Annotated in this window: 29 protein-coding genes; 1 reads left to right on the forward strand and 28 read right to left on the reverse strand. The window is 70.0% G+C overall.

The features are described 5' to 3' along the window. Positions 1 to 17 precede the first annotated feature (17 nt). The 7 genes from OTB20_RS18765 to OTB20_RS18795 form a co-directional block, all read right to left on the reverse strand. The gene (locus OTB20_RS18765; RefSeq protein ID WP_267818929.1) at positions 18 to 914 is read right to left on the reverse strand and encodes a hypothetical protein; all 897 of its coding nucleotides are present in this window, start codon (positions 912 to 914) and stop codon (positions 18 to 20) included. A 155-nt stretch (positions 915 to 1,069) separates the two neighbouring features. After that, complete coding sequence (locus OTB20_RS18770) at positions 1,070 to 2,860, reverse strand: type IV secretory system conjugative DNA transfer family protein (RefSeq protein ID WP_267818931.1); 1,791 nt, start codon at positions 2,858 to 2,860, stop codon at positions 1,070 to 1,072. A 21-nt stretch (positions 2,861 to 2,881) separates the two neighbouring features. After that, a complete protein-coding gene (locus OTB20_RS18775) occupies positions 2,882 to 3,430 on the reverse strand; it encodes a hypothetical protein (protein ID WP_267818933.1) in 549 nt (182 codons plus the stop codon). Between the two features lie 79 nt (positions 3,431 to 3,509). Next, positions 3,510 to 4,343 carry a DUF317 domain-containing protein gene (locus OTB20_RS18780; RefSeq protein ID WP_267818935.1) on the reverse strand — a complete coding sequence of 278 codons (834 nt, stop codon included), beginning with the start codon at positions 4,341 to 4,343 and terminating at the stop codon, positions 3,510 to 3,512. Next, on the reverse strand, positions 4,340 to 4,687 hold the full coding sequence (locus OTB20_RS18785; RefSeq protein WP_267818937.1) for a hypothetical protein: 348 nt from the start codon (positions 4,685 to 4,687) through the stop codon (positions 4,340 to 4,342). Before OTB20_RS18785 ends, OTB20_RS18780 begins: the two co-directional genes overlap by 4 nt. Before the next feature lie 23 nt (positions 4,688 to 4,710). Then, positions 4,711 to 5,523: a DUF317 domain-containing protein gene (locus OTB20_RS18790; protein ID WP_267818939.1), complete on the reverse strand. Its 813-nt coding sequence runs from the start codon at positions 5,521 to 5,523 to the stop codon at positions 4,711 to 4,713. Beyond that, on the reverse strand, positions 5,520 to 5,909 hold the full coding sequence (locus tag OTB20_RS18795) for a hypothetical protein (RefSeq protein ID WP_267818941.1): 390 nt from the start codon (positions 5,907 to 5,909) through the stop codon (positions 5,520 to 5,522). The genes OTB20_RS18790 and OTB20_RS18795 overlap by 4 nt, the downstream gene beginning before the upstream one ends. 420 nt (positions 5,910 to 6,329) lie before the next feature. Here OTB20_RS18795 and OTB20_RS18800 point away from each other — a divergent pair, with 420 nt between their 5' ends. Further along, a complete protein-coding gene (locus tag OTB20_RS18800) occupies positions 6,330 to 6,545 on the forward strand; it encodes a hypothetical protein (RefSeq protein WP_267818942.1) in 216 nt (71 codons plus the stop codon). Positions 6,546 to 6,575: 30 nt separating this feature from the next. Here the strand turns inward: OTB20_RS18800 and OTB20_RS18805 are convergent, their stop codons facing one another. From OTB20_RS18805 to OTB20_RS18905, 21 genes are all read right to left on the reverse strand, one after another. Further along, on the reverse strand, positions 6,576 to 7,427 hold the full coding sequence (locus OTB20_RS18805; RefSeq protein ID WP_267818944.1) for a hypothetical protein: 852 nt from the start codon (positions 7,425 to 7,427) through the stop codon (positions 6,576 to 6,578). Continuing rightward, a complete protein-coding gene (locus tag OTB20_RS18810) occupies positions 7,372 to 7,833 on the reverse strand; it encodes a hypothetical protein (RefSeq protein WP_267818946.1) in 462 nt (153 codons plus the stop codon). The genes OTB20_RS18805 and OTB20_RS18810 overlap by 56 nt, the downstream gene beginning before the upstream one ends. 224 nt (positions 7,834 to 8,057) lie before the next feature. Next, positions 8,058 to 8,924, reverse strand: coding sequence for a hypothetical protein (locus OTB20_RS18815; RefSeq protein WP_267818948.1), 867 nt, complete (start codon positions 8,922 to 8,924; stop codon positions 8,058 to 8,060). Continuing rightward, positions 8,921 to 9,352, reverse strand: coding sequence for a hypothetical protein (locus OTB20_RS18820; RefSeq protein ID WP_267818950.1), 432 nt, complete (start codon positions 9,350 to 9,352; stop codon positions 8,921 to 8,923). Before OTB20_RS18820 ends, OTB20_RS18815 begins: the two co-directional genes overlap by 4 nt. Before the next feature lie 103 nt (positions 9,353 to 9,455). Then, positions 9,456 to 9,953 (reverse strand): hypothetical protein, encoded by a 498-nt coding sequence (locus OTB20_RS18825; RefSeq protein ID WP_267818952.1) that lies wholly within the window; start codon positions 9,951 to 9,953, stop codon positions 9,456 to 9,458. 57 nt (positions 9,954 to 10,010) lie between these two features. Beyond that, positions 10,011 to 10,451, reverse strand: coding sequence for a hypothetical protein (locus OTB20_RS18830; RefSeq protein WP_267818954.1), 441 nt, complete (start codon positions 10,449 to 10,451; stop codon positions 10,011 to 10,013). Positions 10,452 to 10,496: 45 nt separating this feature from the next. After that, a complete protein-coding gene (locus OTB20_RS18835) occupies positions 10,497 to 10,916 on the reverse strand; it encodes a hypothetical protein (RefSeq protein ID WP_267818955.1) in 420 nt (139 codons plus the stop codon). Beyond that, positions 10,913 to 11,419: a hypothetical protein gene (locus OTB20_RS18840; RefSeq protein WP_267818957.1), complete on the reverse strand. Its 507-nt coding sequence runs from the start codon at positions 11,417 to 11,419 to the stop codon at positions 10,913 to 10,915. The genes OTB20_RS18835 and OTB20_RS18840 overlap by 4 nt, the downstream gene beginning before the upstream one ends. A gap of 122 nt (positions 11,420 to 11,541) precedes the next feature. Beyond that, positions 11,542 to 12,027: a hypothetical protein gene (locus OTB20_RS18845; RefSeq protein ID WP_267818958.1), complete on the reverse strand. Its 486-nt coding sequence runs from the start codon at positions 12,025 to 12,027 to the stop codon at positions 11,542 to 11,544. Between the two features lie 308 nt (positions 12,028 to 12,335). After that, positions 12,336 to 12,581 (reverse strand): hypothetical protein, encoded by a 246-nt coding sequence (locus tag OTB20_RS18850; RefSeq protein WP_267818960.1) that lies wholly within the window; start codon positions 12,579 to 12,581, stop codon positions 12,336 to 12,338. Positions 12,582 to 12,769: 188 nt separating this feature from the next. Then, positions 12,770 to 13,264 carry a hypothetical protein gene (locus tag OTB20_RS18855; protein WP_267818962.1) on the reverse strand — a complete coding sequence of 165 codons (495 nt, stop codon included), beginning with the start codon at positions 13,262 to 13,264 and terminating at the stop codon, positions 12,770 to 12,772. 39 nt (positions 13,265 to 13,303) lie between these two features. Then, positions 13,304 to 13,768, reverse strand: a complete 465-nt coding sequence (locus OTB20_RS18860; protein ID WP_267818964.1) for a hypothetical protein — start codon at positions 13,766 to 13,768, stop codon at positions 13,304 to 13,306. After that, positions 13,765 to 14,319 carry a hypothetical protein gene (locus OTB20_RS18865; protein ID WP_267818966.1) on the reverse strand — a complete coding sequence of 185 codons (555 nt, stop codon included), beginning with the start codon at positions 14,317 to 14,319 and terminating at the stop codon, positions 13,765 to 13,767. The genes OTB20_RS18860 and OTB20_RS18865 overlap by 4 nt, the downstream gene beginning before the upstream one ends. Beyond that, the gene (locus OTB20_RS18870; protein ID WP_267818967.1) at positions 14,316 to 15,098 is read right to left on the reverse strand and encodes a ParB/RepB/Spo0J family partition protein; all 783 of its coding nucleotides are present in this window, start codon (positions 15,096 to 15,098) and stop codon (positions 14,316 to 14,318) included. The genes OTB20_RS18865 and OTB20_RS18870 overlap by 4 nt, the downstream gene beginning before the upstream one ends. 68 nt (positions 15,099 to 15,166) lie before the next feature. Continuing rightward, a complete protein-coding gene (locus OTB20_RS18875) occupies positions 15,167 to 16,681 on the reverse strand; it encodes an ATP-binding protein (RefSeq protein ID WP_267818969.1) in 1,515 nt (504 codons plus the stop codon). Between the two features lie 34 nt (positions 16,682 to 16,715). Further along, on the reverse strand, positions 16,716 to 17,171 hold the full coding sequence (locus OTB20_RS18880) for a DUF6238 family protein (RefSeq protein ID WP_267818971.1): 456 nt from the start codon (positions 17,169 to 17,171) through the stop codon (positions 16,716 to 16,718). 37 nt (positions 17,172 to 17,208) lie between these two features. After that, complete coding sequence (locus OTB20_RS18885) at positions 17,209 to 18,675, reverse strand: SCO6880 family protein (RefSeq protein ID WP_267818972.1); 1,467 nt, start codon at positions 18,673 to 18,675, stop codon at positions 17,209 to 17,211. A gap of 106 nt (positions 18,676 to 18,781) precedes the next feature. After that, positions 18,782 to 20,149 (reverse strand): SCO6881 family protein, encoded by a 1,368-nt coding sequence (locus tag OTB20_RS18890; RefSeq protein WP_267818974.1) that lies wholly within the window; start codon positions 20,147 to 20,149, stop codon positions 18,782 to 18,784. Between the two features lie 33 nt (positions 20,150 to 20,182). Further along, positions 20,183 to 20,839: a hypothetical protein gene (locus tag OTB20_RS18895; protein ID WP_267818976.1), complete on the reverse strand. Its 657-nt coding sequence runs from the start codon at positions 20,837 to 20,839 to the stop codon at positions 20,183 to 20,185. 35 nt (positions 20,840 to 20,874) lie between these two features. Beyond that, positions 20,875 to 21,183 (reverse strand): DUF6112 family protein, encoded by a 309-nt coding sequence (locus tag OTB20_RS18900; RefSeq protein WP_267818977.1) that lies wholly within the window; start codon positions 21,181 to 21,183, stop codon positions 20,875 to 20,877. A gap of 150 nt (positions 21,184 to 21,333) precedes the next feature. Continuing rightward, complete coding sequence (locus OTB20_RS18905) at positions 21,334 to 22,467, reverse strand: C40 family peptidase (RefSeq protein ID WP_267818979.1); 1,134 nt, start codon at positions 22,465 to 22,467, stop codon at positions 21,334 to 21,336. Between the last annotated feature and the right edge of the window lie 329 nt (positions 22,468 to 22,796).

The following is a 22,796-nucleotide window of genomic DNA, read 5'->3' on the forward strand; positions in this document are numbered from 1 at the left end:
GTTGTCTCGAAGCCCGGCTAGCGGGTGCGGGCCGTCGGTGGGCGGACAGGGCGTACGGGAGTGGAAGCCGGTGTGGGCGGCGGGGCTGGGCCGAGGGTGTTAAGGGCCTGTTTGCCGGTGGGAGTGAGGCGCAGTCGCTGGCCCATGACGAGGCTGGTGGCGAAGCTGCGGTTCACCAGGTCTTTCGCCTCCAGGGCCTCGACCGTGCGCATGGTGAACCGGTGAGGACCGGGTTGCCCGGAGAGGGCCAGCTTGTGCTTGCTCAGGTACACCACGATCTCGTGCTCGGCGATGGCCTGGAGCGCGCGGTGTTGGGCGTCGTTCAGCTTGGGCGGGGCCTGGCGTGGGGATGGTTGCGGACCGCGGTCGGCGCCCGGGTCTACCGGCGAAGGGACGGCGTGCCCGGGTGCCTCGCCGATTGCGGATGCCTGGGTGGGGGAGTTGGGCGCTGCCGACGGCTGGGGGGCGGTCGTGTCCGGCTTCACGTGGTCACGGGCCTCGGCCAGAGCCCGGCGGATGACGGGAAGGTGCTTCTCGGCGGCCTCACGGAACTCGATTCGGTCCATGGCGTCGTCGACGGTCCCGTATGGCGTGGGCTCGCAGGCGATGGTCAGGGGGGCGAGGATCTTCGTGTAGCCGGACAGCGCTTCGGCCAAGGCGACCGAGGCCATCGAAAGGATGTGGGTCGGCCGCCAGATGCGGGGCTCGGGGTGACGGCGGGCGTGGTCGCTATGGGCGTGAGCCTCGCTGGCTACTCGTGCGAGGAGTGCACTGACCTGGCTGATGTGCCGAGTGACGGTGGTGACGGAGACGTGGTCGATGCCGATCGGGTGACGGCGAAGCTCCTGGATGATCTCGTCGATGATGTCGGACAGGCCGGGATATTCCAGGGGCGGTGGGTTCGAATCAGGCACAGGGGTCCTTTTGTTTGCGGGGGCTGGCTGTTGTGGGCCGAGACGAGACCCCGTCTGCTTCTTCCGGGAAGGTCAGCGCGGTCGGCACGGTGAGTGCGTCGATGAGCGGTCCGGTTGGTTCATCCCGACTTCCCGAAGTCGTTCTTCTCGATGAGTCATGCCGTGGTCCCGAAGTCGGCCTGGCTGGGCGCCACCTTGGTGATCGCTCGGGCGGTGATGGCCTTCGAGGCTCGGGTGGACGCGGCGGACAGCTCGTCGGCTCCGGGCTCCAGGTACCAGGGGCGCATGGCGAGCATGGCGGGTCGCATGCCGGTGGCGAAGAGCAGTCCGGATCCCTTGGGGAGGGCGCGGATGGCGTCGGCGGGCAGGATCCGCTCCTGCCGCATGGAGACGGAGGTGGACTTCCCCGAGTCGGAGGTCGAGGTGGAGGTGGTCTCGACGTCGTGGTCGCCGATCATCCGGCTGAGCTTGTCGGCGAAGTCCGGGTCGTCGATGCCGCTGCCGATGACCTTGATGGTGGAAGCGCTCCACATGGCGTCCATGCCGGCGTCGCCCCAGACCCGCTGGCCTTGGCGGTAGCTCTGCAGGATGGTGATCGGGATGACCCCGCGGCTGCCGAGGTGGGAGTACAAGTCTGGCAAGTCTGAGATTTTGCACACGTTTGCGGCCTCGTCGAGGACGCAGATCATGGGCGGGTCGAGCCGCCCGCCTGCTCGCTCGGCCTGGGCTGTCGCGGTGCGCATGACGGAGTCCGCGCAGGCGGCGATGAGCGCGGAGGCTCCGCCGCCGCCGTCCTTGCTGAGGAGGAACAGGGTGTCGGTGCTGGTGACGAAGTCCCGGGGCTTGAACTCCTCGGCGTCCTTCTGCGGGGTGACCCACTTCGCGATGTCGGCGTTCAGGAGGCAGGCGGCGTACTGGCGGCTCGTTTCGTAGATCCCGTCCCGGGTCTCCGGGGGGCCCTCGACCGTTCCCTTGAGCTGTGAGGCGACGGCGGTGAAGCCGTGGTCTCGCAGCAGGTCGAGCGGGGTGCGGTCGGCGGGGAACGCGAGCCAGCTCATCACGTCGGTGATCGGTCGTTGGTCGAGTGCGGCAGCGAGGAACAACTGGCTCAGCACGTTGGAGGCGGCCTTGGACCAGAAGTCGCCCTGCTGGCTGGCGTCGACGGCGGCGGTAAGGAAGTGGCCGGCGAGACGGCCGGCCCCTTCGAGGGTGTCGGCGTCGGCGAGCGGGTTCCACCACATGGTCCGCTCGGCGTGGGCGATCTGCTGCGGGTCCATCGACCAGGTCCGGCCCACTTGTCCGCGGGCATCGAGGCAGCAGGTGTACGCGTCGCCGGCGGCCTTGTTCGAGGTCAGGAGTACGGGGCCGGGCGCGGAAAGGATCATGGGGATGGCCAGGGTGGTCGTCTTGCCCGATCGCGGCGCCATGATCGCGACGGCCACGTCCTCGAAGTTCATGCGGACCTCGGTGCGGCTTCCGGCGATGTTGCCTAGGAGGAGCCCGGTGTCCTTGGGGGCGAGCTTCTTGACGTCCTTCAGGCTGGGGCGCAGTGATCGCGCCTTGCCGTTGAGGGACTTGGCCAGCAGCGGCTCGATGTCCCGGGCCTTGGCCATGCCCACGACCTGCTTCTTGGTCCCGCCTCCGGTGCGCTTCTTCCACTGGGTGAGGGCAACGACGGCGATCGTGACCAAGACGATGCCGGGAAGGATGATGCGGCCGATCACCAGCGCGGCGCTGCCGGTTGTGGGCCACAGGAGTTCCGGGTGGAGGAGGGCATTGGCGGGGTCGTAGGGAGCCCAGGGGCCTGCGTCGGTCAGCCAGGTGGCGCTGTTGCCGCCCAGCCAAGCGAGGTTGGCCCAGGGGATGGCCACGGCCAAGGCGCCGAGTAGCAGTTTGAACACGAGGTCGGTGAAGTCATTCGAGGTGTCGGGGCGGTTGGGCGGCAAGCAGGCGTCCTAGGGCGGTGGTTAGAGCCGGGGCGTTGACCCGGCTGGACGGTTGGGCAGCGGGGGAGGTTCGGGGATGCGGGCCGTGTGAGCGGTGGTGCCGTGCGCGAGGACGTCGAGGTGAAGGATCGTTTCTGCGTCGCGGATCCAGAGGTGCAGGTGCGGCCAGGCGGCGTGGTTGCGGTGCTGGAGGGTTGCTTCGTACTCGGTGCGCGTGTCGGTGTCGCGGGCGAGGATCACTTCGCGGTCCACCAGCCACTGGGTGTGCAGTTCGTCCAGGCGGCGGGCGGCATCGCGCAGCCCCGCGAAGATGCCGGTCCAGGAGTCAGGCAGGGCCTGCGGCGGCAGGCGCGTGGCCTGGATTTCGGCGACGGTGACGAGCTGCCCGGCGCTGTAGGAGATCTTCCGGAAGGCCCGCCAGATGGTGGCCTGCGTCGTGGTGCTGACGGGAGCCGGTGTTTGGGCGTGGGCGCCAGGGTCCGGGGGAGGTAGCAGGACGCGGGCGTCGCGCACATATACGGCGAGCTGTTGGAGGCGTAGCCGGTGGAGGTCGGTGGGGGACAAGGCCAAGGGGGAGAGGTGCCCTTCGAGCAGCGGGGGAGTGGGAGTTCCCGGAGGGCGCGTACGGTGCTGCGCCCTCCGGGTGCGGCTACCGCCTCGGGGCCGCGGCGTTGGTGGTCGGGGCGGGCTGATGCGGACGGCTGGTCGGCAGCTTCGCCGCTCGGGTCAGGGCGCGGGCGCCTGCGCGCGCCGCATCCATCCGCACGGTGTGGTCCGCCACGATCTGCGGGCCGACGGCGACCATGTCACCGTGCGTGGCCCGGTAATGGACACCTGGTTCGTGCGAACCACGCCGGACACCAGCGGGGCTGCCGAGCTGCTCGATCAGGCCGGCCAGGACGTGAGGGGGTGTGGTCTGGTCAAGAGAAGCGGACCAGACGGTCTCGAAGTTGCCCCCGTAGGACTCCGCGACGGCCTGGACCTGCCACCAGAAGTAGTCGTCGTCCCGATCGCCTCCTCCGAGCTGTTTGATCTTCAGCCCTTGGCTGCCGGGCGGGGAGGCTTCGCGCCCGAGCGGTTCGTCGCTGATGTCCCATCCGGCGGAAGCCAGCGACTCCCATACGTCCGGCGGAGCGTGCGCGGGGGCCGGTCGGATGAGGGAGTCGGTCAGTCCCGCGATGATCTCGACAGGAGTGCTGCTGGCGAACCCAGCTTGCCAGTAGCCGGGTGCGAAGATCTGCGTGCTGCCCACCGACCACGCGTGGTAGGGCGACGAGAGGTCGAGGAGCAGGCTCAGCGAGCGGTCGGGGCTGGTCAGGGAGACCTGAGGAAGGCCGCGGTCACCTTCGTGCCTCCAGCCGGCCGCGCGCAGGGCGTGCGTGATGTGCCGGGGATCCCCCGCGCCGGCCAGGTGGCGGGGGGTGACCTCGCAGTGGAACTGGCCCTTCATGTCCTCGGCGAAGGCTCGCAGGTCCTCGTTCACGAGGGGCTCTGGCTCAGGACGGCATCCGTCCTCAGCTGGCTGACGTCGAAGTGCAGGATCGTCCAGTCCTGGATGTCGTTGGCTGCGAGGGTGAGCCACTGCACGGCGTGTTGGACCTGCGGCGTCCAGGGGACCGGTGCCTGCTGGACCAGGTAGCGGGAGGTCGCACGCAGAGCCTCGGAGAGGCGCGCGAGAACACCGTGGTCCTCGTCCAGCAGGACGGCGGTCAGTGCCAGGGCGTGTTCCGGAGCGGGTCCCGATCGCAGATGGGCGGTGAGCTTCAGGAGCGTGTTCGCGGTCTCCTGGAGCTGTTCGGGCGTGAGTTCGGTGGAGCTGTCGGTCATGGGCGTCCTGTAAGGGAGGGGGGTTAGCGGCGGCCGGCGGTGGTGGTGCCGCTCCTGGCGGTGTGGGGGCGGGGTGCGGCCTTTCGGGGCTGGCGGGCGGCCCACGCGTTCTTGGCCCAGGTCGCGGAGCGGGCGGCGGTGACACGGGCCTGCTGCCAGGCGGCGAGACGGGAGGGCAGGACCGACACCGAGGTGGTGCGGATCCGGTCGGTGGCGGGCACGTGCCCACGTGGCCGCATCACGGGCTGGGGGTCAGCCAGGGCGGTGGCGAATTCCTGGACCAGGTGCATCGGGGTGGTCTGGGAGAAGACCGCGTCCCAGGCACGACCGTGTTCGGTACGGGCGCCGGCCCACCAGTGCGCCTTGCCAGGCTCGCTCTGGTGAAACTGGATCCAGGCATCACCGTCCGGGCTGGTCGCGGTGAAGTGCTTCCCGCGGGCGGTCGCCCAGTTCTGCTCCTCCAGTGGCGCCCACACATTTGGTGCGTGCGCCAGGCGCTGCTGGGTGAGGGCGTCCGTCAGCCCCGCGATGATCTCGACGGGCACGTGTTCGGTGAGGGTCACGTGCCAGGCGGGCTGCTCCGGGGTGGCTCGGCCGGAGACGGTCCAGCCCGGCGGCATCGCACCCGGGTCGTACCCGATGCGGACGGACTTGTCCGGGCTGTCGAAGAGGAGCGGGCTGCCGGCTCGGGGCGTCTTGTCGGCCCATCCGCTGGCGCGGAGGTATTCGGTGACGTGCCGGACGTCGCCGCCACCGGCCAGGTGGCGAGGCTCGATCAGGTAGTGCTGCTCGGGGAGCTCTCCGCCCGGCCCCCAGCCCGTCCACTGCCGAGTCATCGGGTCCTCCCTGCCGGTGAGGCCAGCGAGGCTGGCGGCAGCGGCGCGGAGGTCTTGACCGGGGCAGGGAGGGCGTCCGGCCACTGGGCGATCTCGTCGCCGGTGCCGAGCAGGTTCTCCGCCTGGCGGAAGACGGAGTCGCAGGAGTTGGCGAGGTCTCGCCAGATGTCCGCGTCCTCGACACCGGCGTCGTTGTACCGCTTGGCCATCCGGCTTACCGCGCCCAGGACGTTGCTGACCTGATAGAGCAGACCGTCGTCAATCTCGAAGACGGGCCTCAACAGCGTGGCGGCGTCATGGGCGGGCAGGCCTTCGTCCAGCTGCGCGGCCAGGGCGGCAAGGGTGATGCGGACGTCAACGAGGTCTTGCGTGGTGACGTTGAACAAGCGGCCTCCTTTCGGGAGTCGGGGTCGCGGCGGTGGTGGCTCGGTGTGGAGGGCCGGTGGTCTCCTCCTGGTGCTCCGAGGGTGTTCTTGGTGTTCCAAGGGACGGGCGCCTGTCGCTGCCGAACGCGTAATCTTTCAGGTAGCGGCGCAGCAGGAAGTAGCCGAGCGGGGGTCTTCGCCGGGCGGAGATGGGAGGTGGGAAGGGGGTTGGCGATGGGTAGATCGGATCTCCAGCGAGGGTCAGGAACGCCGGCGTGGGGTGGGCGCCGTACTTCCCGGTGTGGGGATTCCCGCTTGCGGCTGTGGGGTTAGCCCGTTCCGGGCGGCCTTGGCCTCCGTGTAGGTCGCCTCGTCGAAGAGCTCGGGGGCGATGTTGACCCGGTATCCGGCCGCCGTCCCGGCGGCCATGGCCCGGGTCGCATGCTGTCGCACCTCGTCAGGGCTGAGGGTTTCGGGGAGCTTGTGCCATACGTAGATCGGCGGCATGGTGTTCCGCTCGAAACCCTGGGAGTCGAGCAGCTTCAGGAGGCGCTCGGGGGCTCCGGTGCGAGTGTCGGCGTAGACGGCCTTGTCAAAGTGGTGCAGGTAGATCTCGACATCGGTGCCGAATTCGTCAGCGTGGTTCAGGACGCCTGACCCTTCCTGTCTCGGTGTGTGTCGCGCTGATCAGCGGGTTCGGGCGGGAGCGCCCTGACTGCGAGGGGTTACCACTGCGGGCTTAGAGGTGAGGGGTGCTGGGGTTGGAGCGGGACGGACGACGACACCAATCCCCAGCCGGTCCAAGCGCTGCGATGCGGCCTGGATCCGGGCGATCTGCTCACGGTCGCCGTACGAGGCCGACAGGATGAACATCCGGTCGTACGGGTGGTACCCGAACCCGGAGCTGTACAGGGCATCGGCCGCGCCTTCGGCACCCGATACTGCGCCGACGACGCCGTCGGGGTACCAGGCCATGCTCACCCGTCCGGCAAGCAGGGGCGGCGCGGGACGGCGGGGGATCGGATTTTCTGTGTTGCGCCGCACCTGCTCCAGCGCCGCCTCGAAGCGGGGCAGAAGCCTGTGGGCGACCTGTGAAGCAGCGCGTCCGGGGTCGGCGGGGACGGTGATGCCGTTGGGCTCGGCCACGAGGTGGAAGGCGTCCGGGTCGGCTTCCGGGACGAGAGCGCCGACCATGAACTGGCGAGCGAACCTGGGCCGGTCGAAGACCAGGAGCCGGGGTCCGTCGACACGGCTGAGCACAGCCTGGTGGCCGAGGACGAAGTCGGAAGCCGCGTGTCCGATGGCGCCGGCGTCCCAAACTTGGTTGGTCGTGGGGATCTGATCGGGGTACGTCTTGTGCCTGGTGTACGTGCTGGTCCAGGTGGGGCCGGGGAGGCGTTGGGCGAGGGCGGAGGCGAAGCCGGCGAGGTCATCGCGCCGTGGCGAGGGGGACAGGGTGCACCTTGTTGTGTGGTGGGGAAGGTCAGCGTCCGCGCCGGACTGGCGGGGCCGGGGGCAGCGGGGGACAAGAGCAGACAACGGACGCTTCACGCTCGGATGTCTCGACCCCGGCGCAGGAGGGGCGCAGAGGGTGAGCGGTGTGCCGGTCGCCGAGCGCGTTGCGGTAGGCGGAGACCTCGATGGTGATCGTGTCGATCTTCTCGGCGAGGTAGCGGATACGGGCCGCGTGCGCGGGGTCCGCCTCATCTCCGAGACCGGCGAAGAAGTCCGCTGCGGCTTCGAGGACCGAGATGGCGGCCGGCAGGACGCCGTCTCCGGGGGCGACGAGCTCGGTGAGGGCTGCGGTGGCGTCTTCGCTGTGTTCTGCCGTGCGGATCTTCGCGGCGAGGTTTTCGACCTGGCCGCCGATGGTCAGGTCGAGGAAGGTCATCGGACTCGGGGCGAAGTCCGGGTCGTGTTGTGTGGTGTACCCGGCTGCCTTCAACCGTGCAACGGCGACTCCGGCCAGGTGGAGTTCTTCTCCGGCGGCAAGCCTGCGAGGCAGACGGTGAAGACGGTCGTGCTGGCGTAGGACCGGGATGAACCCGGCGCGCTGAAGGATTCCCTCGGCGTACTCGTCCCCGCCCCGGGCGAGGACTTCGTCGGAGTGCGGATCGCGGGAGATGTGTACGTGGTGGTCGGATAGGGCTATGGCTGGCTCCAGTTGGCTCAGCGTCCTCGCGGGCCCGGAATGCTGGGCTGGGCAGGGACGGGCTGGACGTGGTGTACGGCGGTTCGGCTCGGCGTGGCCCACGAAGGGTCGGCCAGCACGGCGATGGCCGTGACCTCGGCGTTCAGCGCTCGCAGATGAGTGGCCACGGCCGCGAGACGAGCGCTGATGTCGGTGCTCCGCCCGGGGTGGAAGGAGAGGACCTCGGCGGTCTTCGTGCTGACGCGTGCCGCTCTGGGCAGCAGCCCGAGTTCGGGGTCAGCCAGTTCGGCCAGCAGCTTCTCCGCCGTCCCCGCGAGGGAGGCGGATGGTGCCTGCGGCGCCTTGTCCGGGAGGGGGGAGTGGAGGCCGAAGTCGCCTTCGAGTCGTCGTGCCTCGGCGGTGAGGTCGCGGGCGAGGCTGCGCGGCACGTCGGCCCATGACCCATCGGTGCGGATCAGGTTGGCGACGATGTGCAGTGTGTTCGATTCTCCGAGGAAGGCGACCCAACGGCACCCCGGGGCGCCGGCCGGTGCGGCGATGCCCGCGGTCCGGGCCATCCGTTCGGCGATCTGCTCCCACGTACCGGGATGCTGACCGGAATCATGCGGGTGGAGCCGGAACTCCAGATGGAGGACTGCGTGCCGGTCCCCGCCGGGACTGGTGATGAAGGGGTGTTCGTCGAAGGGCTCATCGAGATGCTCGACCCACTCCTCCGCGCTCCACATACGGGCGTTCTCCTCCAGCACCGGCCGCTCGGTGAAGGCCGGCCCGTGAGCAACTACGGTGAATGCGATCAGGTCCACGACGTGGAGCAGGGGCCGGCCGAGGGCATCCTCGAAGACGTCCTCGACGTGAAAGAGCCGAGGTCGGACGAGGGGGATCATCGGCCGTGCTTGGTGTCGGAGACGTGGACGAGTTGGTCGTACTCGGTCAGGCTGTACCACCCGCAGTCGATCTCGGTGTTCTCGTCTGCTGAGGACAGGCGAGGCAGGAGAAGCTCCTCCAGGGCCCGCATGTGGATCAGACAGTCCGGGCAGTGCCGGTCCAGGTGGATGAGGTAGCGCGGGTGCCCGGTGACGAAGGTGTGCTGGCCGCCGAGCGGGTTGCGCAGCCGCCAGCCATCCTCTTCGGTGGGGGTGTGCCACGACGGGGCTACGACGGTGACGGCGTCACCGTAGAGGCTGTCCCCCGCCACACCGTGGATGATCACGACTCGGTCCCCGGGGGCGAAGTGGCCGTGGGTGATGTCCCGGTTGGGGGTGAGGGCGTCCGCGGGGGTGACGTAGGGCGGGCGGGGAACAGCTTCAGGCATGGCCGGGTCCTTCCACGAATAGGTGCCGAGCAGCGGCGGGGATTACTTCAATCATCCGGAGAATTCCGGATTATCGAATTCGCGGATCGTGCGATAGATAGGGCTACAGGTGGGGGTTCTCGTTGCCGCGGTCCGTCTCGGAGGCGGCGTCTACGAGCTCGGGAAGGTCGGTCCCCGCAGCGTCACGCTGGTCGATCCACCAGCCCGCCCGGCGGATGCCGCGGACGGCTTCCTCCAGCGTGGCCCAGTCGGATTCATCCCAGGCTCCTTCCGCTACCAGAGCCTCGTACGCGGCCGTAACCAGCTGGTGCCGACTGCGTTCACCCCACGCCAGAGCACGCTCGGGTCCCTCCAGCGGAGGCATGGAGAACTTCACCGCCCACTCCGTGGCGGTGGCCTGCTCCTCAGCGCGCTTGCCGGTGAGCCAGGCTTCCCGGCTCTCGCTGTCGCCGTCGCGGGCTGCCTTCCAGCAGGCGGTGCAGTCCTTCGTCCCGAGCCATCGGGCGAAGCCAGCACGCTTGTCAGCGGGGCGGGTTGAGAGATCGTGCTCGGTCTGATGACCGCAGGGATGCTCGACATTCCAGCGGGTCTGAATAGCCAAAGGGGAATTCCTCGGTGAGAAGGGAGGCGAACCAGGTGATGGTGGTTCTAGCGCGAACTAGCGGCCTCGCGTGGTGCCGGTGACCGTGCTCGCCGGCGCTGGGGTGGGCCCCACACGGTGAACCGAGGCGACTGCGCTGGTGACGGATGTACCGCGCTGCGGTGACCGGGCGGTGGCCGCGCCGGCGATACGCGCCTGACGCTTGGCGAGGCCAAGGCTCACCGCGGGCCGCGGAGGATCGGCGCTGAGCTCTGGATCGAGGGTGAAGTCGGCCTGGACGACGAGGCCCAGGCCGCGGATCGCGGTCACGGCCTGGCGGGCCCGGCGCTGGCCGTCCTGGCTGGGCTCGGTGAGCCGGTGCAGGTTGGTGCCGGGGACGGGCTCGAACTGGACGCGTTCGAGGGCCCAGTCGCGTAGATGGTCGGTCAGGCGCGGGCTGGACGCGGCGACGAAGCCGTACTCGGGGTGCCATCCGAGGTAGAGGTGCGGGGCTTCCAAGGACTCAAAGCGCCTTTCATCAAGGGGAGTCGGCGTCTGGTCCGCCTACGGTGCGCTGCGGACTTCGTGTGCGGCGGTGAGCAGGTCGACGCCCAGCTGGTAGAGCAGCCGGTCGGCGACGTCGAAGAGATCGCTGGTGTGCGTGTAGCGCCGGGCCAGGGCCGGCTCCTCGTGGTCCCGGCACCACGCGGCGGCGGCCCGAAGGAGGTCACGGAGTCCCAGCAAGGCGCCGTCCGCTCCGGTGGCGCCCTCCACGAGAAGGTGGAGGGCCGCCGCTGACGGTGCCTGCGCTCCTTGATCAGCCCAGGCGCGGACGGCACGGCCCGGATCGGGGAGCCCCAGGCCGGCGAGGTACGGTCCTGCCTCCAGGCGGGCCAGCCGCCGAAGACCCGCAGGCCCCAGGGCAGGCTCCGCACCGTCCTCCCCGGGATCCCGGGGAGGACGGGCGTCGCTGTCGAGGGTCAACGGTGTGCCGTCTTGGCAGAAGGCTTACTGAGGGGCGCCGGCTTACGGACGGTGGTCGCGGGCGGTGTGCGGCGCCCCGGGAGCCAGGCCCGTACGGCATCGGAGTAGGGCGTCGTCGGGTCCTGGTCCCAGGCCACGACAGATCCGCTGTCGGACTCCGAGAGCGGCAGGACCTCGATGCCGTGGGGATGCAGGACGTAGGCCCACTCCAGCCAGCCCTGTCCGGACGCGGACTCGTCACAGGTCATCCGCTCGGCCGGGCTGCCGTCGGGCGTGAACATGTCGTCGATGGCCGAGCTCGGCCTGGAGCCGTGCTGGCCGACGAGGTTCTGGCGGATGTCCTCGGGCGTGCCGTCGAGGAGGTCGTCGCCCAGCGAGTTCCATCCGACCGCGGGCGAGTCGATGAGATGAGCGGCCAGGGCTTCGGCGTCACCGGCGAAGCGGTGCTGATAGGCAGCGAGCAGGAGGGGGAGGTGGTTGCTGGGGTATCCATCCCAGTGCACGTAGATGCCGGTAAAGCCGGTCTCCGTGGGGCGGGCGATGGTCGATCGGGTAGCCAGGGTGACTCCAGGTGAAGACGGCTCGCTCGTCGCGAGCCGGTGGATGAATGCGGGGCGCAGCCCGGTCAGCGGGCCGGCCCGGAGGGCCTGCCGTGCGGCGGACTCGGGGCGGGCGGCACGACGGGCCTGATGGGAGGACGGAAGGTATAGGCCCGGGGGTGCTCAGAGGTGAGGGTGACCTCGTAGCCGTAGGTCTGCAGGAGGGTGCCGGCGGAGCGGACGAGCTCGTCGGCATCGGCGGCAGGGTTCCGGGGACGGCATAGACCGGATTCCGGGTCCAGCAGCCAGGCGGAGTGCACGTCCAGCAGGAGGCGCATCGCGTGCGCCGACAGCACGTTGACGAGCGGGGAGCCGTCGAAGTCCCGTCCGAAGACAACCTGTTGGACTTCTCGGAACCGGGTCTCCCGAGATACGCCGGCGGCGGCCAGCCGGTAGCTCGGCAGGAAGCTGCGGCTGCGTATGGCGGCGGCTGCCCGCGCAGGGTTCCTCGGCACGGAGATCGCGGCCGGAGGTGCGGTCGTGTCGAACTTGAAGGCGCCGGCGGGGAGCATTCCGGCCACCAGGATCTGCCGAGCGCGTCGAGGCCGCTCCACCAGGTAGAGCTGGTAGCCGTGAGGGTGGGTGAGTACGGCCCGCTCGCTGTCTCTGGCGTGGCGCAGAGCCCGCGTGAGGACGCCATCCCGCCTGTCCCAACAGCGCTTCTCTGCCGGGTCCCACCCAGTCTCATTGGCAATGACGGGATTCCGTCGGGCTGAGGCGCCCCACGCGGGCCCCAAGCTCGCGGCCAGCTGCTGAGCGAACAGGAACAGGCCGTCGCCTGGGGCTGTCCCGGTCGCCGGACGGTTCTGGCCCGGGCCCGTCACCGGCCTTCCTCGAAGTGATGGAAGTGCGCTACGGGGTGGCCGAGGGAGTGCAGAACGTGCACGGCATCGTGGACGAGATGGATCTGCTGCCCGGCGGGGAGGGACGGCGGCGGAACGTACCCATCGTGCTCGGGGGAGTAGGCGAATCCGCGTTCCCAAAGGATCCGTTGGAGGGGAGAACGGGGGAGCTCCAGCGGTCCGGCCGTGTGGAGGCCGATGCGGATGCTGGCGGGATGGTGCAAGGAACGGGGACCCTCTCGATTGTGTGTTCAGCGAAGGTTGCGAGGCGTGGACCCAGGCGTTGGGGGGCGCGTGGGCACGGCCGGGCGCGAGACGCCCTTGGCCGGCGAACGGTCGGTGTACAGGGATCCTGCTGCGCGGAGGGCTTCGCCGGCCCGACGGAGGTCTCGACGGGAATCGGCATGAGCGATCACCAAGCGCCACTCGACGTGCTGCCGGGCAACCCGGGGAGGGGCGCTCTCCGTATGGAGGGCTTCAGCCAGGCTGCCGACGGCCGCTGAGGCCAGCGCCGCTGCAGAGGCGAGGTGGGCGAGCGCGGCCACACCGCGGGAGTCAGGACATCGCTCGGACTGCGTGGCGATGTCGAGTAGATAGCCAGCTGCACGGGCGAGCGCTTGGGCCTGGTGCACCTGCTGGTACAGGAGCGGTGCCAAGGGCCGTCGGGTACGTTGCCGGCCGAGTCGAGCAGGACGAGCCTCTGTGGGATTTGCTCGAACGCGGCGGCAAGCGTCATGACTTCGTCGGTCCAGGCGAGGCCGTCCGATGGCTCCCACGAGAACCCATACTCGTCGTAGTGGCTGATGAGACCGTTCTCCACCTGAGCTTCGCGGTCGGCGAGTTCGTCCTGAATACGGGCGTCGTCGTTGGCGGCCTGCAGGTAGTCGGCCCAGTCGGCATCACTCATGCCGGGAGGTCGGTTCATGCGTTCTCCGATCGGAACGGATCAGCGGCCGTGTGTCGTCTGCACGGCGGCTGCCCCTACGTGCCGGGGTACCGTCGAGACGGGGGCCGCCGGTACGCGAGGCAGACGGGCGACGCGAGCGTCCACGGCGGCGAGCAGGGGGCCGATCTCACGGCCGTGCCCTGCATCGGGGCCCGCCGGCGGTGTGCTGCCGGCGCGGGAGTCGTAGACGACTGCGAAGTCGGTCCAGTCCTCCGCGGGTGCCTGGTGGGTGACCAGCCAGCCGCTGTCCTCGGGGCCGATGATGAGGACCGAGTCGTGGCCGGGCGGGTAGGCGTAGACGAGCCAGTATTGGAGGCCCTGCTGGACATCGCAGACCATGCCGCGCTCACGGAGCGGGGTGATCAGGTACGCATAGTTCGCCCATACCTGCTGCCACGCGGGATCTCCGGTTCCTCGGTGATCCGGCAGCGGAGCCAAGGCGCGGCGATGCTCGGCGGGGGTCATCGCGGCTGCCCGCCGTCCAGAGGTGCTTCCTCCTCGGAGTCAGGAAGCGGATCATCGTCACCGAACGGGTCCGCCTCCGATGCGATGTACCCGAAGACGGTCCGTTCCAGTTCCCCGAGGAGGTCAAAGCCGGTGTGCTGGCGGAAGGCATCGAGACGGTCGGCGACGTAGCGCTGGCGGTCGATCTCGGCTGTCGCGACCCGTGCCAAATTCCGCGTGGACAGGCGGCCCCACTCCAGGAGATCCGTGCGAGTGGCGCGGTCCATCCAGACCCAGATCCCGTTGCCCAGCTTCAGGATGCCTTCGGGGTGGAACATCCCAGACTGCCGCCGCGGCTTGGGGCTCCGCCGCTCGCCGAACCCCCGCACGAGGCCCTGGACGAGCTTGTCGGCGGCAGCGGCACGGACATGCACTTCGAGATCTTCGTGGGCGAGCCGGTTGCGGAGTTCGTCTTCGAGATCGCTCTTGCGGAAGCGGCCGGTCTCGTCGGTGACGGAGGCGGCGGCCTCTTCGACGATCTGCCACAGGCGGGAGTCGGAAGGGGTGCTCATGCGAGATCACGCTCCCGAAGCGTCGCGGCCATCTCGGTCAGAGCCGCCATGGCGTTCTGGATGACCTCGGGGGTGATGGATCGGCCTGGCAGGACGAACTCTGGGTCGAACATGCTGGCGGTGTTCGTGCCGCGGGCCTGGGCGAGGGGCGGCACCACCTCGCAGAGGAACTGTGTGGCCACCTTGCGCTGACGTACCTCTTCTTCCGCGCGGGCCTTCCGCTCCGCCCAGGCGCCGGCCAAAGTCAGCTCTCCCTCGACCACGCGATCGGCCAGTTCGTTGTCCTCCGCCCGGAGTCGGGCGAGCTGCGACTCCGCTGACTCGGCCTGGTTCTTGGCCTCGCGTGCTGTCTTGTAGGCCTCGTCGATGGTGATGGCGCCGTTGATGACGGGATCGACGAGGTCGGGTGCGTGTCGGAGGATGGTGTTGGCCTGGCCGATCCGCCCGAGGGACACCCCTGCCTGTTCACTGACTGAACGAGTGGACTGTTCAGAGACTGAACGGTTCGATCGTTCAGTGATTGAAAGGGCCTTGGCCGCGATCATGGCCAGCTGTCCCTTGGTCAGGTTGCGTCGTCGCGCGTTGACGGACAGGGCGTACGCGTCGGCATCGTCGCCGTCGTAGGTGGCGAAGACCGGCTCGATGCCGATGAGCTCGCAGGCCTTGAGGCGGTTGCGTCCGTCGAGGAGTCGACCGGCGCTGTCCAGGATGATGGGCTGGAGCTGGCCAAGCTGGCGGATGTCCTCAGCGAGCGCCTGGAGTTCGTCTTCGTCGAGCATGGGGAAGATGGTGGCGGTGGGATGGAATTCGATGATCGGTTCCTGAGGTTGGTGGGATGGCCGGGTAGCTAGTGCATCCGGGAATCTGTGTCGAAGAGGGTGGATTCCTGGGGGTGGAGGAGGTGCTGGACGATGAAGGATCTTCCGGCGACCCGCCACAGTCCGCGACCCCGGTTGAGGTGGGAGATGGCCTGGGTTTCGACGCTGGTGAGGCCGAGGAGTCCGGCAGCGGCGGCGAGCTGGTCGTTCTCCTGGCGGTAGATGATGCGGGTGGAGCAGTCCGCGAGGAGGCCTTCGGCGAGTGCGCGGCCTCGGGAGCCGACGTCGCCAGCGGTGAGCAGGTCCGACAAGCGGTGGATCACCATCAAGTTCGCGATACCGAGCCCGCGGGACAGCTTCCACTGGGCCTGCATGCGCTCCAGCAGGCCGGCGTGCCTCATCAGCCGCCACGCCTCGTCGTAGACGACCCAGCGCCGGCCGCCGCCCGGGTCGGTGAGCGCAGCCTCCATCCAGGCCGAGGCGCAGGTCATGGCCAGGACCAGAGCGGTGTCGTCCCCGGAGCCGCCCAGGCGGGAGAGGTCGATGGTGAGCATCGGGCTGTCGGGGTCGAAGCGGATGGTCGACTGCGCGTCGAACATGCCCGCGAGGTCACCGTGGACCAGGCGGCGCAGGGCGTGGGCGAGGTCGCGGGCGGCGTCGCCGAGGTGGCCGGACATAGTGCCAGCGGCCTGGTCGAGGAGGTTGGGCTGGTTGAGGGTGTGGGCGATGTCGCCGAGCAGCGGGGTGCGCCCGGCTGAGGCGGCGGCCTGGACGACCGCGTCGAGGGCGACGTCGAGGGCGGTGTGCTCCATCGGCTGGAGGTCGCGGCCGAGAACGGTGCGTGCCAGGGACCCCAGGAGCAGGAGGCGGCGCTTGCGGATCTCGCCCGCCCAGTCCGCTTCCGTCACGCTGGGTGGGCGGGGCGCGGCGTCGAGGGGGTTGAGCTTGCCGGGGAGCCCGGGGCCGAGGGCGATGGAGGTTCCACCGAGGGCGGTGGCGACCGGGGTCCACTCGCCCTTCGGGTCGCAGGGGACGTACACCTTGTACCCGAAGGCGACCGACCGGAGCGCGAAGGACTTCGCGAGAGCGCTCTTGCCCTGGCCGATGACGCCGGCGAGCAACACGTTCGGGTTGGTGAAGCCCTCGACCCGCCCGTACAGGGAGAAGGGGTCGAACGTGAAGCTGGCCTCGGCGTGTACATCTCGACCGATGTAGACGCCCTCGGCGCCGAGACCGCCCTCGGCGAGGAAGGGGTACGCGCCGCTCGCGGTGGCGGTGGTCATGCGGTGTGCGGGCAGCCGCAACTTGTTTCCGCGGGCGGAGGCGGTGCCAGGCCGTCCGGAAGGCGGGTACAGCGGCAGCGGCATCTCGGCCTCGGTCGGCAGGTGTCCGCCGGGGAGGGAGGCGGCCGTTTCGCGGGCCTTGGCTTCGGCTTCGGCGAGCTGGCGCCGTGCGGCGCGGCGGGTGGCGCGGTCGGTGCCGTGGGGGGTGAAGAGGGGGGATGCGCTGGCGCGTCGGGCGCGGCGTGCGGGCCGGTGGGTCATCGGGGGCGGCCTGATCTCGTGAGGGCGGGGGTGGTCATCGCCCGCAGTGGGTGACGTGGCCGCGCAGGTCAGCGGGGGTGGTCTTGCGCCGGATGGCGTGTCCGGCGCTGAGGTGGCGCTGGCAGATGGTCAGCACGGGCGGGCCTTCGGGGAGCCGGTTCGGATTGCACTCCTCAGCCGCGCCGGGGGCGAGGGTGGGGTTCGCGGGGAGGGTGTGGAAGGCGTCGTGGACTTCGGCTGCGGCCTGCCACAGGCGGGTGTGGGCGCCGGCGAGGTGACGGCCCGCGGTCGGCCACGCGGTGCGAGTGGCGTCGGTGAGCTTGTCGAGGAGCTGGTGCAGGGCGGTGAAGTGCGCGTGCACGGTGTCGAGGTGGGCTCGGTCGGCGGGTGCTGGGGTACCGGTGGTGAGGCCGCGGGTGTGGTGGCGGATACCGGCTGTGGCGGCGCGCAGGTAGGGGTGTGAATCGGGGAGGGGGGTGGGGGGTGTCACGGATTCCTTCCTGCGGGGCAGGGATGGTGCGGCGCCGCTAGAGGGCGGCGCGGGCCAGGGGCAGCGCGGCGAGCGCGAACGCGTCGGGCTGCTGGAACAGGAGGCGGCGCAGGTCGACTTGAGCGGTGACAGCGGCGGTTTCGATCTGTGCGCAGGCCGCGTCGAGGAGGGGGTCGGTCTCGGCGCTGACGGTGATCAGGCCGGTAAGCGCGACGTCGGCGTGGCCGGCGATGAGCTGGCGCTCGCGGTCTTTGACGTCCGTGTACTCGACGTTGTCCTCTTCGCTGTCGACCATGCCCTTGCGTCGGCGTTCGGCGACGTCGGCGATGATCGTCGCCTTGCGGCGCTGGACATCGCGCAGGGCGGCCGTCAGGGCCTGCGGCGCGTATATGAGGGAGAAGCTGCGCCGGACGCCGGCGCTGAAGAGGAGGCCGTGGAGGAATCCGGCGCCGGTCTCGGTCCTGGGCCAGGACTCCACCCAGTAGGTGGCGTGTCGGGCGGAGTCGGTGGCGAGCCGGTCGCTCTCCTCGATCTGGACCACGGGCCCGGCGGCAGCCGGGTCCGCCTCGGCGCGGCCGTTGGGAGACCACTGCTGGAGTGCGGACATGGCCTTCGGGTCGTACGCGGTGCGGATCACGGCCGAGATCTCGCGGGCGGTCAGCCACCCGGTGACGGTCAGGCCGGAGGAGCGGGCGGCCTGGGCGACGGAGCTGGTGGTCGTGGCCATGACGGTGAAGGCGCCGGCGAGGCCGCCGCCGGCCTGGGAGATGAGGCGCTTGGCGGCCTTGAGGTCCAGGGAGATCGCGATGTATGCCTCGTGCGGGGCGGCGGCCGGACCGGCGGAGGCCAGCAGCTCCGAGTAGACCTGCCCGGCGACGGGGGTCTGGGCGTTGCCGTGCTGGGCCCAGTGGCGGGCCAGTCCGTCCCCGGAGTCGGGCACCGTGCGCTCCAGGACCTGGACGGTGGCGACGTGCCCGGTGCGGGCGATGCTCGCCAGTGCTCGGCCCCAGTTGGTGACGTTCGCGTTCTGGGTGCCAGGGTCGAGCAGCGCGAACGCTCGGGAGGTGACGCGGGCGACGGCGGTCAGGGTCTGCTGCTGAGGGTCGTGGACGGCGGCGGCCTGCGATCCGTCCGGGGTGACGACGCGCAGTGAGGCGGTGGTGCCGGGGAGGTGGAGGAGTCCGTCCACGCGGGGGCGGGAGACGGCGCGGGCCAGCCACATGGTCTGCCCGGTCCGGCGCCGGTGTGCGTAGCGGATGATGATCGGCGCCCAGTCGATGAGGGAGCGGCCCTGGCGGCGGACGAAGGTGAGGGTGGCGATGGCCGCCCACAACGGGGTCATGGTGAATGCGCCGACGAGGCCGGAGGTGACGACGGTCGCGAGGAGCAGTGCGAGGGTGATCGAGACGAGGGTCAGCTGGGGGAGGGTGAGGCCGAGGAGGATGCCGCGACGGGAGCGGATGGGGAACTTCACCGTCATCGGGGAGATAGACAGATCTGACAAGTGGAGGGCCGTTCAGGTGCGGGCGGGAGGCCGGGGTGGGTCCGTGGGACGCGCCGGAGCGGGCGCGGCGCGTCCCACGGGGCTTCCTGCCGTCAGCGGATGGTGATCAGTTGCCGGCGGGTGGCGGCGTCGGGGCCGCCGGTCCGGTCGACTGGCCGGTGTCGGTCGACGGAGCGGCTCCCTGCGGAGGCGGAGAACCGGTCCCGCGGCCCGACCACTGCGTGCTGCCGGAGTCAGGGCTGGCCGGGGGTCCACCGCCGGGCTGCTGCCCGGACGGGCCGCCAGGCTGTCCGCTGGTGTCCTGCTGCGGGCTCGTCGGCGGAGGCTGAACCGCCTTCGTCAGCGCGTCCATCGCGGGCGACATGCCGCCGCCCTCCTGGGAGCCCTGCTTCTGCCCCTCGCCACCGCTCGACTGGGAGGCGATGTCACCGGGGAACCCGCCGCTGGCGAGCGAGTCGGGCCCCTGGGGCGCGGCGGATCCTGCTGCTGCTCCGCCGGCCCCGCCTGTCGCGGCCATGGTTGCTGCCTTGCGGGCCGCCTGCTCAGTGTGCTGACGGGCAACCTGCGCACCTGCACCACCGGCGCGGTGGAGGGACTCACCGTCCGCGCCCTCTGCCGCCCAGTGCACAAACCGGAACGTGGCGTACGGGGCCAGGAGCACCAGGCACATGATCACGATGCCGGCCATGATGTCGGCCAGGGCCTGGGTGCCCTCCTTGCCCTGGGTCTCACCGAGGGCGGAGATACCGAGGATGAAGATCACGGTCATCAGGAGCTTCGAGACGACGAGGGTCGCGGTGGCTTCGATCCAGCCGCGGCGCCACCGGCGTGCAACCTCCCAGCCGCCGCCGGCGCCGGCGAAGACCGCGAGCGTGACGAGGACCAGGATGCCGACCTTGCGCATCAGCATCACGCACCAGAACATGAACGCTCCGACGGCCGCGCCGATCCCGACGAAGGCGGGCACCATCCAGCCGAGTCCGGCCACACCGCCGATGACGGAGACCTTGATGCTCCGCCGGACTGCCTCCTCCATCGAGGTCCCGGCCGCCGCGAAGAGCCCGTCCGACAAGGCGTCGACGACTTCGATCGCGATCGTGGTCAGGCCGATGGCGCTGAACGCGAAGATCACGCCCATGAAGGTGCCGGTGAACGCCTGGCTCAGGGCCTGGCCGTCGCGCTTGACCGCGGCCCGCACGAGCTGGGCGCACATGGTGGCCACGAGCATGACGAGGCCGATGGGCAGCAGCGTCTCGTAGTTGTCCCTGAACCAGGTCGCGTTGAGGTCGATCTTGGTGGTGGCGGTGATGCCCTCGACGGCGAGGTCACTGGAGGCCATGGCCAGTTCACCGACCGACTTCGCGATCCAGTTGCCGATCCCTTCCGTGATCGCCTTTCCGGGATCATTCGCGAAGTCGATCACGTCGGCGGCGGTGCACAGTTTGTTCGCGATGGGCAGGTCACAGAACCCCATGCGGGGGTACCTCCTTTCCAGAGGCGGGGCGGGTCACGGCAGGACCCGGGGCGAGATCGCGACGAGGGAGCAGTCCGTTCCGGGGCGGCACTGGACGGCGAGGGTGACCGAGCGGTCCTCGGCTCCGGCGCCGCCGCCGTTCCAGCTGATCTGCTGCTTGCCGGTGACGGTGACGGCGTAGATGTACGCCGTGGTGAGCGTCGTGGGGTCCTCGGCCAGTGCCTGCTTGAAGCTGCTGGGGAACCGGGATTCGGTGACGGTGGCCTCGGCGTGCTGGGCGTTGTCGTGCATCCGGGTCCACAGCACCGGGTCGGGTATCAGGGCCTGGATTCCGGGCCAGTCGGCGTACTTCGTCTCCTGGGTGACCCAGGCGCGAAGGCCCGCGAGGTGCTGGGTGTGGCTGGTGGTGCGGGTGTCGTAGGTCCACAGGACCTGCGCCGCCGCCTTCCCGTACGCGAGCGGGTCGGAGATCTTCGCCGGAGGGGCCACCGTGCCAGTTCCACCGGCCGGAGGGTGCGCCGGGGAAGGGGCGGACGACGAGTTAGCGGGGCCGGGGACGGCGGACCGGTGGGTTTCGGAGCGTCCGGTCCACCAGGCGGCGAGCCCAGCGAGTGCGAGGAGGACGGCCAGGCCGATGGCTAGGAAGGCGATGCGCTTGTTCGCCGACCAGTGGCCTGCGTGGGTGTACATGCGGGGGTGCGCGCGTTTGCGGGATCGTTTCGCCACTACTTGACCTGGGTGCCCAGGTTGGAGAAGAAGGCGACGGCGCCGTTGGCGGCACCGAGGCCGAGGGCCGCGCCGGCGCTGACCAGGGCGCCCTTTTTACCGTTGGCCTCGCTGTTGTGGCCGCCGGTGAAGTGGCCCCAGGCCCAGACGGCGAGGCTGACCGAGAGGGCGCCGACGACGGCGATGATCCCGTACAGGTTGATGGAGTTGACGACGTCCTTGAGGACCGACAGGCCCGGCAGGCCGCCTTCCTTGGGGGCGACGCCCGGGTCGTAAGCGAGATAGATGATGCGGTCGATCGAGGGCATGGCTGCGCTGAACTCCTTGCCCGCACGGGCAGTACGGCTTCGTGCGGTGGCTGATCTGAGGGGGAAGCGACGGGGGCGCGTGGTTGGGCGGCGCAAGGTCGCTGGGAAATCCGGCGAGGAAGCCGGATGGGAAGGACGGCCGTCAGGCGGTCAGGAAGCGGGGACCATCCGCCGGACGGCGATGATCTCGCCGAGACTGGCCTGGGTCACGATGCGGACCGGCTTTCCAGTCCGCGGAGCCTCGATCGCCAGGGCCGTGCCCTTCGCCGTGCCGACGGCAATGGCCACGTGCTCGGGTCCGTTCGGACCGGGTCGGGTGAACAGCAGATCACCCGGCTTGATGTCGGAAACCGGCACGCTGGCACCTTCGTTGACCTGGGTATACGTGGTGCGGGTCAGGGCGATCTGGGCGGCGTTGTAGGACTGCTGGGTCAGGCTGGAGCAGTCGCACCGGCCCATGGGGTCCGGGCCGTGGGAGGAGAGGCAGGTGCCGCCCCACTGGTACATCGTGCCGAGCTGGCCCATGGACCACCGGATCGCGGTCTGCACCTTCGCCGGGGCGTCCTTGGGGATCTCGTACCCCTCGGGCACGGTGCCCTCGGGGATCGGTCCGAAGTCCCCACCGCCCTGGCACCCGCCGGCGGCCGGGGGCTGTGATCCCGGGGCGGGCGTACCGCCGGATCCGGCGCCGGGCAGGACCTTCACGATGGCCTGCTGCAAGGCCCGGGCGAGCGGCTCCCACTGCGCGTACGCATCGGGGTATCCGCTGATCTGGACCTTCTGCGCGGCCTGGGTGATCGTCAGCTGCTCCCAGCCGGACACTTTGAGGAGCGCCTTGTAGAACTTGGTGCTGGCGTAGACGGGGTCCCGGATCTGTTCGGGTGTTCCCCAGCCCTGGCTGGGCCGTTGCTGGAACAAGCCGAGGCTGTCGCGGTCGCCGTAGTCCAGATTCCGCAGGCGGGACTCCTGGATCGCGGTGGCGAGCGCCACGACCTGTCCGCGTTCGGGGATGTGCAGGGAGATGCCGGTGGCGACGATGGTCTTCGCGTGCGGGATCTGCTCGGCTGGCAGCTCCAGGCCTTCGACGCGTACGTCCTGGCTGATGGAGCCGTTCGTGCCGAGGATCGCCTCGACCGCCTTGGCCACTGCGGCCGTGTCGACCCCGGGTCCCGGGGTGCAGGTGGTCGAGCGTCCTGCGGATCCCGCCGCGGCCACGGCGGCGGTGGCTGCGAGGAGAAGGGGTGAAAGGCAGATGACGCCTATCGCGGCGGCGAGCGCCTTCAATCAGGTCGCCGCGACGGGGGACCGGGCTGGTCGGCGGCGGCTGTCGCCTTCGGGCATGGGCGTGCCATGGATGTCGTCCTTGAGGGAGTGAAGGCCAGGCCGTGGCGCGTAGAGGAGCGGAAAGACGCCGCGGCCGGCGGTAGGTGATCAGGGAGCCAGAGGGATCCGGCCGAGTTGCTGCTCGTCCGGGCCTGGTACGCGGCTAGGTCCTGTCTGGAGATCGGATTATGAATGTGGTGCGATGCTGCGGAGCCAGAGCATCGCACCGCACAGATGCAGGCCGGCCTCGTAGCTTTCTGGCGTCTTGTCAAAGCGGAACGCGATGCCGC

The sequence above is a fragment of the Streptomyces sp. H27-H1 genome (genome assembly GCF_026627445.1).
GTDB lineage: Bacteria > Actinomycetota > Actinomycetes > Streptomycetales > Streptomycetaceae > Streptomyces.

Excerpts from the sequence above, each read along its gene's own strand:
- OTB20_RS18785 (WP_267818937.1), bottom strand. The coding sequence starts at position 4,687 with ATGACCGACAGCTCCACCGAACTCACGCCCGAACAGCTCCAGGAGACC.
- OTB20_RS18790 (WP_267818939.1), bottom strand. The coding sequence starts at position 5,523 with ATGACTCGGCAGTGGACGGGCTGGGGGCCGGGCGGAGAGCTCCCCGAG.
- OTB20_RS18800 (WP_267818942.1), top strand. The coding sequence starts at position 6,330 with ATGCTGTCGCACCTCGTCAGGGCTGAGGGTTTCGGGGAGCTTGTGCCA.
- OTB20_RS18815 (WP_267818948.1), bottom strand. The coding sequence starts at position 8,924 with ATGATCCCCCTCGTCCGACCTCGGCTCTTTCACGTCGAGGACGTCTTC.
- OTB20_RS18820 (WP_267818950.1), bottom strand. The coding sequence starts at position 9,352 with ATGCCTGAAGCTGTTCCCCGCCCGCCCTACGTCACCCCCGCGGACGCC.
- OTB20_RS18845 (WP_267818958.1), bottom strand. The coding sequence starts at position 12,027 with ATGCTCCCCGCCGGCGCCTTCAAGTTCGACACGACCGCACCTCCGGCC.
- OTB20_RS18855 (WP_267818962.1), bottom strand. The coding sequence starts at position 13,264 with ATGAGTGATGCCGACTGGGCCGACTACCTGCAGGCCGCCAACGACGAC.
- OTB20_RS18860 (WP_267818964.1), bottom strand. The coding sequence starts at position 13,768 with ATGACCCCCGCCGAGCATCGCCGCGCCTTGGCTCCGCTGCCGGATCAC.
- OTB20_RS18865 (WP_267818966.1), bottom strand. The coding sequence starts at position 14,319 with ATGAGCACCCCTTCCGACTCCCGCCTGTGGCAGATCGTCGAAGAGGCC.
- OTB20_RS18870 (WP_267818967.1), bottom strand. The coding sequence starts at position 15,098 with ATGCTCGACGAAGACGAACTCCAGGCGCTCGCTGAGGACATCCGCCAG.
- OTB20_RS18875 (WP_267818969.1), bottom strand. The coding sequence starts at position 16,681 with ATGACCCACCGGCCCGCACGCCGCGCCCGACGCGCCAGCGCATCCCCC.
- OTB20_RS18890 (WP_267818974.1), bottom strand. The coding sequence starts at position 20,149 with ATGGGGTTCTGTGACCTGCCCATCGCGAACAAACTGTGCACCGCCGCC.
- OTB20_RS18895 (WP_267818976.1), bottom strand. The coding sequence starts at position 20,839 with ATGTACACCCACGCAGGCCACTGGTCGGCGAACAAGCGCATCGCCTTC.
- OTB20_RS18900 (WP_267818977.1), bottom strand. The coding sequence starts at position 21,183 with ATGCCCTCGATCGACCGCATCATCTATCTCGCTTACGACCCGGGCGTC.